The sequence below is a fragment of the uncultured Gemella sp. genome (assembly GCF_963525875.1).
GTDB lineage: Bacteria > Bacillota > Bacilli > Staphylococcales > Gemellaceae > Gemella.
This window is the reverse complement of record NZ_CAURMG010000020.1, coordinates 19,469-32,301: the sequence shown is the minus strand read 5'-3', so window position 1 is coordinate 32,301 and position 12,833 is coordinate 19,469. Positions and strand designations below refer to the sequence as shown.

Sequence of the window (12,833 nt, the reverse complement as noted above, 5' to 3'; positions counted from 1 at the left end):
TCCTTTTTTGTTCTCTATTCCATTATAATATAAATTCACAAAAATTCAACTCATAACACTAAAATATTATAAATTATTTTAAATAACAAATATTACTTTATATTCAATATTGTTCGTTTTTTCTATTTTAGTGTTATTTTAAATTTAATAGTATAAAATTAAATTACTTATCTATAAACTTTATCAATAGACTTTTTGAAAGTTTTAAGGTACTATTAAGTTAGGAGTGATATATTATGAATTATATAAATTTACAATTATTAAGTATTAATATTTCTAGTATTTTTTACTATATAACTTCTATTTTTAATGATATAAATTTTGACATTGTACTTACTATATTTTTAATAATAAATACATTGATGGCTTTTTCAATTGTATTTTTAGAGTATCAGACCACAACTTCTTCTTGGGCATGGATATTAGTATTATTTCTAATACCATATCTGGGATTTGTTCTATATTTAATATTTGGAAGACCAATTTATAGAGAAAAAATCTTTCCTTGTTCCGATGAAGAAAAAATCAGATATCAGCAAAACTTACTGAAAAGAACAGTACCGTATAACGTCACTAAAGATGAACAAGTAATTTATAAACACAGAAATCTAATAGAATTAAACTTCGAAACTGATAAATCATTCTTATCAAAAAATAATAAAGTACAGATAATTACTGATGGAAAAGAGAAGTTTGAATTATTATTTAATGATATAAAAAATGCAAAAAGTTATATACATATTCAATATTACATTTTAAGGAAAGATGGAATTGGTAAGCAACTTTTTGATCTTTTAGAGCAAAAGCTAATAGAGGGTATCGATGTCTATATTCTTTATGATGATATAGGTTCAAGAAAACTTAGTATTTCTTCATTAAGAAAACTTACAAAGAATAATGCAAAGATTAAAAAATTCTTTAAATCACAATTACCTCTTATCAATTTTCGTATGAACTATAGAAACCATAGAAAAATCGTTATAATTGATGGTAATATTGGATATACTGGAGGATTCAATGTTGGGGATGAGTACTTAGGTTTAGATAAAAAGTTTGGATATTGGAGAGATACTCACCTACGAATTGAAGGTGAAGCAGTAGGTTCTTTAGAATACCGTTTCATCGATGACTGGAATTCTCAAACTGCTAAGAAAACAGATCAACTAAAATTAACTTCAAATCACGTTGCTACCCATGTGGATAATTATTTGCCAATTCAATTAGTTTCTAGTGGTCCAGATAATAAAATACAAAAAATTAAATATAGCTACTTATATATGATCTCAAGAGCAAAAAAATATATTTATATCCAATCACCCTATTTCATCCCTGATGAAAGTGTAATGGATGCTCTTAAAATGGCAATATTATCTGGTATTGATGTTAGAATAATGGTTCCAAATAAACCTGATCATATTTTCGTTTATTGGGCTACCTATTCATTTATTGGAGAACTTGCAGAATTAGGTGCTAAAACTTATATCTATGAAAATGGATTTATACATACAAAAATGATTATCATTGATGATGAGGTTGCAAGCTTAGGAAGCGCAAACTTTGATTACAGAAGTTTCAAACTAAACTTCGAACTCAATGCATTTATGTATGATCATAAAACAACAAGAGAATTTAGAAATTATTTCTTAAATGATATAGAAAAATCTACCTTAATTTCTTTTTCAAAGTATCAACAAAGAAGCTTATTAATTAAAATCAAAGAAGCCTTTGCAAGGTTGATTTCACCGATTCTATAGTTGTTTTATATTGAAAAATATGGTATATTAATACATATGTACATATAGGAGGACAAAATTTAATGAAAAAGTTTAAAAAAGCTATTTTACCTATAGCATTAAGTATTTCTGTTATAGGTTTAGCAGGATGCTCTGCTGGAGGAACTAAATATATTTCTAGTAAAGCAGGAGATGTAACGGAAAAAGATATAGTTGAAAGCATTGGAGCTAGTCAACTTTCAAAAACAGCTACTAGTATGATGATTCAAAAAGTACTTTTAGACAAATATAAAAATAAAATTGATCAAAAAGCTATAGATGAACAATTACAAAAAGCACAAGAACAATATGGTGGAAAAGATAAATTTGAACAACTTTTAAAACAACAAGGATTTACATTAGATAAATATAAAGATGGATTAAAAGTAAAATCAGCTCAAACATTATTAATCAATGATTACGCTGGAACAAATGATGATAAACTAAAAGAAAGCTATGAAAAAAACAAACACCAATATCATCTGGCACACATTTTAGTTAGTGTTAAAAGTGAATCAAATCCAAATGGATTAAGTGATGAAGAAGCTAAGAAAAAAGCTGAGGACGTTCTTAAAAAACTTAAGGATGGTGGAGACTTTGCTACTCTAGCAAAAGAAAACTCTAATGATACTGCAAATGCTTCTAACGGTGGAGACTTAGGTTGGTCATCTAAAGAAGATAATTCATTTGTAAAAGAATTCAAAGATGCAGCGTATGCATTGTCTAAAGATAAAGTTTCTGATGTAGTTAAAACTTCATTTGGATATCATATCATCAAAGTTATTGATGAAAAAGATTCTTCATTTGATGAAATGAAACCTATTTTAGCAGAAAAAGCTGCAGAAGAGGCTGTTAAAAAAGATTCTACAATTGTAAGTAAAGCACTTAAAAAATTATTTGAAGAGTATAACGTAAAATCAAGTAATAGTGACGTTGAAGCATACATTAAATCAATGTTAGAAGGAACTGCTTCACACTAATTAATGAAAAGTCGATTAAACCTAGCTTTAATCGACTTTTAAATTTTCAAAAGTGAGCAATTCAAAAATTGATTTCAATGAAATTACAACTTTTGAATTACTCACTTATTATTTTATTAACTTATATCATCACGTGCACCTAGAATATCGATAGCATTCTTTATACGATCTTTTGTTGGTGGATTGATATCATTTAATTCATAATCAATTCCTAATTCTTTATACTTGAATTTTGCCATGTCATGATATGGCAATACTTCCACACGTTCAACCCCGTGTAACGTATCTATATATTCACGAAGTTTTTGTAGATAATAATCATCATCTGTCCATTTCGGAACAAGTACATGTCTTATCCACATTTTCGCCCCATGATCACTTAAGAAATTAGTAAATTGAATAATATTTTTATTAGTTCGTTTTGTCAAACGCATATGATGTTCGTCATCAATATGTTTAATATCCACTAAGAATAAATCTGTTAATGAAATTAATTCCAAAACTTTTTCATTCATACTTGGAGCATTTACATAGAAACCTCCGCAAGTGTCAACACATGTATTTATATCTAATTCCTTTAATTTTCTAAAAAGTGCTAAGATAAAATCAATTTGCAGAAGTGATTCTCCACCACTAACTGTAACTCCTCCACCATCACTAGCCTCAAAGAAATCACGATATTTCACTATCTCTTTCGTTAATTGATCCACTGTCATAACTTTAGCATCAGGATTATGCATCTTCCAAGTATCTGGATTATGGCAGTATTTACATCTTAACATACACCCTTGAAAGAATACTACATATCTTATTCCAGGACCATCAACATTTCCGAAAGATTCTACCGAGTGAACATTAGCTGTCAATTCTTTTTTTTCTTCTGCAGAATTAATTTCTACTTTTTCCATTACCATATGCGACTTCCTCCTTTTGCCATTTTATAGTTTAATTATATCGTATTCATCGCTATTCTGTAAACACTTTTACAATAATATTTATATTTTATTAATCTAAAAAAGTGGAGGCCTATAGCCTCCACCTTCTTTTCAATTATTTACTTAATTACATGAATTGATGCATTGTACGGCTTAATACGTCACGTTGTTGTTCTGGAGTTAAACTGATTAGACGTACAGCGTATCCTGATACACGAATTGTGAAGTTAGGATAATCTTCTGGAGATTCAATAACTTTAAGTAATGTTTCTTTATTGAATACGTTAGTATTTAAGTGGTAACCACCTTTTTTGAAGTATCCATCCATCATTGCTGTTAAGTTTTTAATTTGATCTTGTTTAGTTTTACCTAATGAGCTTGGTGTGAATGCAGCAGTTAAACTGATTCCGTCACGGCTGTATTCATATGGTAATTTAGCAACTGAGCTTAAGCAAGCTAGAGCTCCACTTTGGTCACGTCCGTTCATTGGGTTAGCACCTGGAGAGAATGGTTCTCCTGCACGACGTCCATCTGGAGTGTTACCAGTTTTCTTACCGTATACTACGTTTGAAGTAATAGTTAAGATTGAAGTTGTAGTTTCATCTGCACGGTAAGTTTCGTGTTTTTTAAGTTTAGTCATGAACACTTTAAGTAATTCAACAGCGATTTCGTCAGCACGGTCATCGTTGTTACCAAATGTTGGGAATTCTCCTTCAACTTTGTAATCAACTGCTAATCCAGTTTCATCTTCGATTGGAGTAACTTTAGCATATTTAATTGCTGATAAACTGTCTACTGCTACTGAGAATCCAGCGATACCAGTTGCCATGAATCTTCTAACTTTAGTATCGTGTAATGCCATTTCTAAGCTTTCGTAAGAGTATTTATCGTGCATGTAGTGAATTACGTTTAATGTATTGATGTATAGTTTACATAACCATTCCATGAATACATCGAATTTAGCCCAAACTTCATCGTAGTTTAATTCACCACGTAAAGGTTCAGTTACAGGTCCAACTTGGATACCTAATTTTTCATCACGTCCACCATTGATTGTGTATAATAAAGCTTTTGCTAAGTTAGCACGAGCTCCGAAGAATTGCATATCTTTACCAGTAGTCATACCACTTACACAACATGCGATAGATTTATCACAAGTTCCTAAGAAGTCTGCTAATAATTCATCACTTTCGTATTGAATAGCACTGTGGTTGATTGAAGATTCAGAACAGAATTCTTTGAATCCAGTTGGTAATTTAGTAGACCATAGGATAGTTAAGTTTGGCTCTGGAGAGTTACCCATGTTGTCTAATGTGTGGATGAAACGGAAGTCTGTTTTTGTTACTAATGATCTTTCAGAATCTAACATTTCCCCAACGATTAATGTAGCCCAGATTGGGTCTCCTGAGAATAATTGGTTGTAGTCTGGAGTACGAGCGAATTTAACGCAACGTAATTTTAATACTAAGTGGTCAATTAATTCTTGAGCTTGAGACTCGTTAATTGTTCCATCTTGTAAATCTCTTTCAATATAAATGTCTAAGAATGTAGCAATGTTACCGATAGACATCGCAGCACCATTTTGTTGTTTAATAGCTGCTAAGTATCCGAAGTATAACCATTGTACTGCTTCTTTTGCTGTTGTAGCTGGTCCAGAAATATCAAATCCGTAGATTTTTGCCATTTCTTTTAATTCACCTAAAGCACGAATTTGTTCGTTAACTTCTTCACGGTCACGGATAACGTGTTCAGTCATAACACCATCAGCACCGATTTGAGCTAAGTCACCTTTTTTCCATTCGATAAGTTGGTCTACACCATATAAAGCTACACGACGGTAGTCTCCGATAATACGTCCACGTCCGTAAGCATCTGGAAGTCCTGTGATAACACCAGATTTTCTTACTAAACGCATTTCTGGAGTATAAGCATCGAATACACCTTGGTTGTGTGTTTTACGGTAGTCAGTGAAGATTTTGATAACTTCTTCATCTACTTCATATCCATATGCTTTACAGCTGTTAACAGCCATGTTAATACCACCAAAAGTCATTAAAGCACGTTTAAGTGGTTTTTCTGTTTGTAATCCAACGATTTGCTCTAAATCTTTTTCAATGTAACCTGGTCCGTGAGAAAGGATAGTTGAAGGAATACTAGTATCCATGTCTAATGTTCCACCAGCTAAACGTTCTTGACGCATTAAATCATTGAATTTTTCTACTAATTTAGTAGTAGCTTCAGTAGGCCCAGCAAGGAAAGATGCATCTCCTCTATACTCAGTATAGTTAGATTTAATAAAATCTACTAAGTCTACTTCTGTTTGCCATTTACCACCAACGAATGCTTTTTTTTCTGCAACTGTTGTCATATTAATGTCACTCCTTAAAATTTTTTATTATATATTGTGATAAATAAATTTATTAATTAAACTATTTGTTACACTCTTAGTGTACCTCAACCACATTATTAAGACAATATTTTTCTTATTCAAATTGTGTACAATTTGTGAACTCCAGTACTAATACAGAAGATGAATAACAATGTTTCCCACTTTCAAATATAGTAAAATATTAATCTAAAATATTGAAAATACTGTTGCAAAAATAATGAAAACGATAAACTAAAAGGTTTTGTATTTTAAAAACTGTTATGATAAACAAAAAAACTGTTATCATACTGTAACCATTTCCGTTAAATAAAGTTTCTATACAATTGTAAATAATTAAATTATTTTTATTAAAGAAATGAGAGTAATCGATATATACTATCAATTAACTCTCATTATTATTTTATTCAAAAATACTTAATAATTCCCCATACCCTTCTTTTTCAAGGTCTTCTTTTTTTATAAATTTTAGAGAAGCACTGTTAATACAATATCTAAGACCACCTAATTCACTAGGGCCATCAGGAAAGACATGTCCTAAATGAGCATCCCCAACTCTACTTCTTACTTCTATTCTTTCTACGTAATGAGAATTATCTTTATAATATTTAGTTACCTCTTTTTCTATAGGTTTAGAAAAACTTGGCCAGCCACATTGAGATCTAAATTTATCTTTCGAAGAAAATAATGGTTCACCTGTTGTTATATCTACATATATCCCTTCTTCAAAACTATCCCAATATTGTCCAGTATATGGACTCTCAGTTGCACTTTCCATAGTAACAGCATATTCTAAATCAGATAGTTCTTTTTTTAATTCGTCTTTTGATTTTCTTTCGAATTCTTCTGGAATAATTTTAATTTCTTCACTCATTTTATTTATCTCCTTTATAACTTATATATTCTTTTAAATCTTCTATTATATGATTTCCATCTTTTACCCCTAAATTATACACGTGGTTTAGTTTTTCGATATCTTTTTCCAGTCGCTTTACGTTAATATCTTCACTAGGTCTTATGACAAATACTTTCCCCTGCTTTTCTAATTCAAGTATTTTTTCTACTGTTTCATTATAATCCTTATATCTATTCTTTAATTTTTCAACTAGATGCGGATATTTTTTATAAAACATTTTAAATTGTATACTTGTTGATTTTTTCTTTCTATATGTAATTGGTCTTGTTAGTATTACAATTATTTTATCAAAGTTTTGTTTTTCAAAGAAGTCTATCGGTATACTGTTTGCTATTCCACCATCTAAATACTTTTTACCATCTACTTCTATTATTTCCGAAATAAATGGTAATGCAGAAGTGGCTCTTAAAGTCTCCATTTGCAAATACGGATCATGGATTTTTATAAACTCCGCTTCTCCGTTTTCAATATTAGTTACTGTCGCATAAAAATTTGTATTTGATTCTTTAAACGTTTTATTGTCAAATACATCTAATTGAAAAGGAAGTCTATAATATGTAAAATCCTTATTAATCAAGTTACCAGTTTTTATCCAACTTTTTAAACTCATATATCTTTTATCATTTATATAATTAACATTGTAACGAAGTGCTCTTTTAGGTTGCTTAGAAACATAATTCACTCCAAACAAAGTTCCTGCAGAAACTCCGACGATATCTGTGACCTCTATATCATTTTCCAAGAACACATCAAGGACACCAGCTGTAAATAGTCCTCTCATTGCTCCACCTTCTAAAACTAAACCTACTTTCATTCAATCACACTCCTTTTTAAATTGATACCATTATACCATCTTTTTTACATTAGTTTAAATATATTTACTTGCGAATCAAGTTGTGTTAATATTTTAAAAAAATAATGATTCAATAAGAGGTGCATATGAACATATTATTAATCGGTGGCAATGGCTTTGTAGGACAGTCATTAATCAAAGAACTTACAAAATGCAAAATAGAAATTAGCTACTTATCTAGAACCCAAAACCACTCTATTTCTAAAGATGAAGCAACATGGATACAGGGAGATATTTTTGACTTAAACAATATAATAATCAAAGAAAGTTACGATATAGTCATTCACTTAATCGGAACAATTAAAAATAAAAATTTATATTCTAAACTAAACACAGAAAGTGTGACAGAGACAATTAAACTATGTAAAAAACACAATATCAATAAACTTGTCTATTTTTCTGCAAATGGTGGTTTTAACCATTATATAGAAAGTAAACGCAACGGAGAAAAATTGGTAGTAAATTCAAAACTAGATTATCTAATAGTACGCCCAGGCCTTATGTATGGTAAAGAAAGACTTACCTCTTATTTCAATATATTACCGATTAAATTCTTTTCAAAATTAGGGATACCATTTTTCAAAACTGTTTATCCCCTTCCAATTGAAAAAGTAGCAGCGTCAGTAGTAGAAGTTATTCTCAACAATACTGATTCAACTATTATTGAAATAAATGATATGAAATAACAATTTACTCCGACTTAAAGGGAGTAACTCAGAAATCGTGATTTCAAAGAAATCGATTTTGTCGAGTCACCCCACAAAGTTTATTAGATATCTAAAAAGCTTTTATAAAGCGTATTTAGATATCAATAAAGCACTGCGTCTATGAGTTTTCATATACACTTTGTTAAAATTTAGGGCTTTTGTGTCCGCCTCTTAAGTTTTTTTATGACATTTGTCATATTACTTCATGACATTACCTACTAAAAGTTATCTTAGCACTTTGATATAATTTAATTATCAAAGATGAGGTGAATAAAATGTCATTAAATAACATTATAGAAGTAAAAAATATAACAAAAACAATTAAAGGAAAAAATATCTTAGATGATATTTCTTTTAAAGTAAATTCTGGTGAATGTATTGCTTTAATTGGGCCAAATGGAGCTGGTAAAACCACTTTAATGAATTGTCTATTAGGAAATAAATTTATCAATACAGGTTCAATAAAAATTAATTCTTTAAATCCAGGAAACCAAAAGCTAAAAGAATTTCTTAACATACTTCCTCAGGAAAATGTTGTTCCTGAAAAACTAAAAGTAAAAGAATTACTTGGCTTTATTCAAAAATTATATAAAAATCCATTAACAAACGAAGAAATCGATGAACTGCTAAGGTTTGATGATTCTCAAAAAGATAATTTTGCTTCTAAATTATCTGGAGGTCAAAAAAGATTATTATCTTTTATTATTACATTAATAGGAAGACCAAAATTAATTTTCTTAGATGAACCGACAGCTGGAATGGATACGTCAACGCGAATAAGATTTTGGGAGATTGTAAATACCTTAAAGAATAAAGGACTAACTATTATTTATTCTTCACATTATATTGAAGAAGTAGAACATACTGCAGATAGAATCTTAGTTCTAAATAAAGGAAAACTAGTTCGTGATACTACTCCACATGCTATGCGTGCTGAAGAAATTGAAAAATACTTCACACTACCTATAAAATATCTAGATTTATTAAAAGATAATGATATTATAAATAATTTAGAAATAAAAACAGATAATATTAATTTCTTAACAAAAAAACCAGATGAAATATGGAACATATTACAACAAGCTGGTTGCACGTTTAAAGAAATTGAAATTCAAAATAGAACTTTATTAGATAGTATTTTTGTAACTACAAAAGATAAAGAAGGAGAAAAATAATGAAAAATCTTGCCAACTTATTAAAAATAGAATTTATATTCATAAAAAGAAACTTAACTAATTTTATTATGGGATTAGGTTTTCCAGTTATTTTCTTTATAGTATTTTCTGGAATGCAGGAATTTGGTGATCCTGAAACAAAGGCACGTGTTGTAAAAGATATGCTTATCTCTATGACTGCATTTAGTAGTATCAGTTTTGCTCTTTTTTCTCTTCCTATTTCTATAAAAGAAGATGAGAAAAACAACTATCTACATATATTGAATAATTCTCCAGTAAAAATTTCTGAATACTACCTTGCTCGTTTTATTCGTCTAATAATAACATTTATTATTTCAATTGTTGCAGTGTTTGTCGTTGGTCATGTTGTTAGGGGCGTTAATATGACGGCTCGTGAATGGATTATATCAGCTGTGCTAATGCTTATTGGAAGTATTACATTTTTAGGTATGGGATTACTTCTAAGTCTTATTAAATCAGAAGAAAAACTTTCATTACTTGCTAATATATTATACCTAGGACTTGCTATGTTGGGTGGACTTTGGTGGCCTACTTATCTTTTCCCAGAATGGTTACAAAATATATCTAAACTTACACCCACATATCATTTATTGGAATTCGTTAATAAATATATTAAAGAGGATATTTTCTCTTATAGATCATTAGCAATTCTTATAGCCTACTCAGTTGTATGTATAATTGCTACACTGGTAATAAAAAACAGAAGAGAATCAAAATAATAACATAGGAGGGAGTGACTCAAAAATCGTGATTTCGTAGAAACAAGATTTTGTTGAGTCACTTTCCTTAATAGTTTATGAATTTTCATGTAAACTATTTTTAAAATATAGTACTTTTAATACTATTATGGTATCATTAAAGAATAAGGAGACTAACATGCATAAAAAATTATTAAATTTATTAAAAAGAAAATATGGGTTTTATTTATCTCTAGTATTCTTTATAATCCCTATTGGATATATACTTGGTGGAAGTTATCCTAAATATGTATTATTCTTGACAATTTTAGCAATTATTTCATATATAGGAATGTTGCATACAAAAAATAAAGTTCTTGTTTTTATAGAGTGGTTTATTCTAACTGGATATATCACTTATACGACTATTGTTTTCAACCCAATGAATATTCTATTTAGTTTCTATTTAAGCAATTTACTAGTTTGGCATTTTCAAGATAAGTATTATACATACAGAACAATTAGTTTTTTCATAACTATAAATTGTCTAACATTGTATATAATTGCTAATCCGACTTTAACAATTGGTGATAAAATTGTCCTATTTATTTTTTGTTCTATGTGTATCATAAGCTATTTTTCACAAAAATATAGTTATGAAAGAAATAAATTGAAAAATGAACGTTTAAAACATAATGAACATATTAATCTACTTCTTGCTGAAAATGAAAGAAATAGAATCGGACGAGACTTACATGATAGTATCGGTCATACTTTTGTAATGCTAAAATTAAAAGCAGAACTAGCTAAAAAATATTTAGAAAAAAATAATATTGAAGCAGCCAGAAAAGAAATTAAAGAAATTGGTGAAATCAGTAGTGCTTCTATGAGAGAAACACGATCTATAATTAATAAGTTAAAACATAGAAGTATTAATGAAGAATTAAAAGTTATTTCAGATATTATGACAATGGCTGATATTTCATTAGATATTAAGACTAATATGACTACATCTCCATCTCAACTAGTTGAGTGGACTATTACAATGGTTCTAAAAGAATTAACAAATAATGTTATTAAACATAGTAATGCTAGTAAATGTAATATTGAAATAAATGAATCTAGTAATAACTACACTGTTATTATCTCTGATAATGGTAGAGGTTTTGAAAGTATCGACGGAACAGAACTATATTCTATAAGAGAAAGAATTAAACTAGTTAATGGGGTAATAGATATAACATCAGAAAAATCTCCTACAACTATCAAAGTAACAATTAATAAATAAAAATAGGAGGACAATATGAAATTACTTATCGCTGAAGATCAGAGTATGTTACGAGATGCAATGGCAACATTATTATCAATGCAAGATAGTGTTGAAAGTGTACTTCAAGCTAAAAATGGAAAAGAAGCTATAGATTTAATTTCTACTAATGATATCGATGTAGCTATACTTGATGTTGAAATGCCTGAAGCAACAGGATTAGACGTATTAGAATATATTCGTAGTAATAATATACATTGTAAAGTTGTTATTGTGACGACCTTTAAACGAATGGGGTATTTCGAACGTGCTATAAAAAATAACGTAGATGCCTACGTCTTAAAAGATCGTTCAATCGATGAACTTATGAAAACTATTAACAACGTCTTAGCAGGACACAAAGAGTACTCACCAGAACTAATGGAGAACATCTTTAATAGTCATAACCCTCTAACAAATCAAGAAAAAATTATTCTTTTGAAAATTAAAGAAGGATTATCGAATAAAGAAATTGCTAATGAACTATTTTTATCGGAAGGAACTATTAGGAATTATATTTCTAACATCCTAACAAAATTAAACTGCAAAAACAGAACAGAAGCTGTAAAAAAATCTACTGAGGAAGGATGGCTTTAGATGACAAGAAAACTCGCTATAAGATTATCATTACTTTCATCAATTATATATATAGTTTTAAGTATTTCCTACTTTGTATATAATATTATAAATTCATTAGATTCATCTTCACCGAGTATTGCTACTGGAATAGGATTTTTACTAGCAATTCTTATTCCCCACTACTTTGTGTATATAATAGCTACTATTTTCAATCTAATGACAGTATTAAAGAAAAATACAAAAAATTATTTAATTATTATAAACATTATATTATATATCATAGCTGGCGCATTAGGGATTTATATTGGATTTTTCTTTATTATCTCTATTATTTTCCAAATAATATTCTTGATAATTGCATACAATAAATAGAAACAGGAACAACTTTAAATCATAAATTTTAAAAAAAGTGTATATGATAACTCATAGACGCAGTGGTTTATTGATTTCAAAAATCGCTTTATAAAAGCTTTTTTTGAAATCTAATAAACTGTGCGGGGGTGACTCAACAAAATCGATTTTGATA

12 protein-coding genes are annotated in these 12,833 nt (G+C 29.0%); 8 read left to right on the top strand and 4 right to left on the bottom strand.

The features are described 5' to 3' along the window. Positions 1-236: 236 nt before the first annotated feature. Positions 237-1,754 (top strand): cardiolipin synthase, encoded by a 1,518-nt coding sequence (cls, locus tag RWQ73_RS05055; protein WP_314407027.1) that lies wholly within the window; start codon positions 237-239, stop codon positions 1,752-1,754. Between the two features lie 62 nt (positions 1,755-1,816). Beyond that, complete coding sequence (locus RWQ73_RS05050; protein ID WP_314407026.1) at positions 1,817-2,752, top strand: peptidylprolyl isomerase; 936 nt, start codon at positions 1,817-1,819, stop codon at positions 2,750-2,752. 116 nt (positions 2,753-2,868) lie between these two features. Here RWQ73_RS05050 and pflA read toward each other — a convergent pair whose 3' ends face one another. From pflA to RWQ73_RS05030, 4 genes are all read right to left on the bottom strand, one after another. Further along, positions 2,869-3,666, bottom strand: coding sequence for a pyruvate formate-lyase-activating protein (gene pflA / locus RWQ73_RS05045; protein WP_314407025.1), 798 nt, complete (start codon positions 3,664-3,666; stop codon positions 2,869-2,871). Between the two features lie 148 nt (positions 3,667-3,814). Then, positions 3,815-6,055: a formate C-acetyltransferase gene (gene pflB, locus RWQ73_RS05040; protein WP_314407024.1), complete on the bottom strand. Its 2,241-nt coding sequence runs from the start codon at positions 6,053-6,055 to the stop codon at positions 3,815-3,817. A gap of 421 nt (positions 6,056-6,476) precedes the next feature. Next, positions 6,477-6,947 (bottom strand): peptide-methionine (R)-S-oxide reductase MsrB, encoded by a 471-nt coding sequence (gene msrB / locus RWQ73_RS05035; protein WP_314407023.1) that lies wholly within the window; start codon positions 6,945-6,947, stop codon positions 6,477-6,479. Position 6,948: 1 nt separating this feature from the next. Beyond that, positions 6,949-7,803 carry a patatin family protein gene (locus RWQ73_RS05030; RefSeq protein ID WP_314407022.1) on the bottom strand — a complete coding sequence of 285 codons (855 nt, stop codon included), beginning with the start codon at positions 7,801-7,803 and terminating at the stop codon, positions 6,949-6,951. A gap of 125 nt (positions 7,804-7,928) precedes the next feature. Here RWQ73_RS05030 and RWQ73_RS05025 point away from each other — a divergent pair, with 125 nt between their 5' ends. From RWQ73_RS05025 to RWQ73_RS05000, 6 genes are all read left to right on the top strand, one after another. Continuing rightward, positions 7,929-8,528 carry an NAD(P)-dependent oxidoreductase gene (locus tag RWQ73_RS05025; protein WP_314407020.1) on the top strand — a complete coding sequence of 200 codons (600 nt, stop codon included), beginning with the start codon at positions 7,929-7,931 and terminating at the stop codon, positions 8,526-8,528. Positions 8,529-8,824: 296 nt separating this feature from the next. Then, positions 8,825-9,724, top strand: a complete 900-nt coding sequence (locus RWQ73_RS05020) for an ABC transporter ATP-binding protein (protein ID WP_314407019.1) — start codon at positions 8,825-8,827, stop codon at positions 9,722-9,724. Next, the gene (locus tag RWQ73_RS05015; RefSeq protein WP_314407017.1) at positions 9,724-10,464 is read left to right on the top strand and encodes an ABC transporter permease; all 741 of its coding nucleotides are present in this window, start codon (positions 9,724-9,726) and stop codon (positions 10,462-10,464) included. The genes RWQ73_RS05020 and RWQ73_RS05015 overlap by 1 nt, the downstream gene beginning before the upstream one ends. Before the next feature lie 157 nt (positions 10,465-10,621). Beyond that, entirely contained in the window at positions 10,622-11,710 is a 1,089-nt protein-coding gene (locus RWQ73_RS05010) for a sensor histidine kinase (protein ID WP_314407015.1), read from the top strand. Between the two features lie 15 nt (positions 11,711-11,725). Then, positions 11,726-12,325, top strand: coding sequence for a response regulator transcription factor (locus tag RWQ73_RS05005; RefSeq protein WP_314407014.1), 600 nt, complete (start codon positions 11,726-11,728; stop codon positions 12,323-12,325). Beyond that, complete coding sequence (locus RWQ73_RS05000) at positions 12,326-12,679, top strand: hypothetical protein (protein ID WP_314407012.1); 354 nt, start codon at positions 12,326-12,328, stop codon at positions 12,677-12,679. Positions 12,680-12,833: the final 154 nt, after the last annotated feature.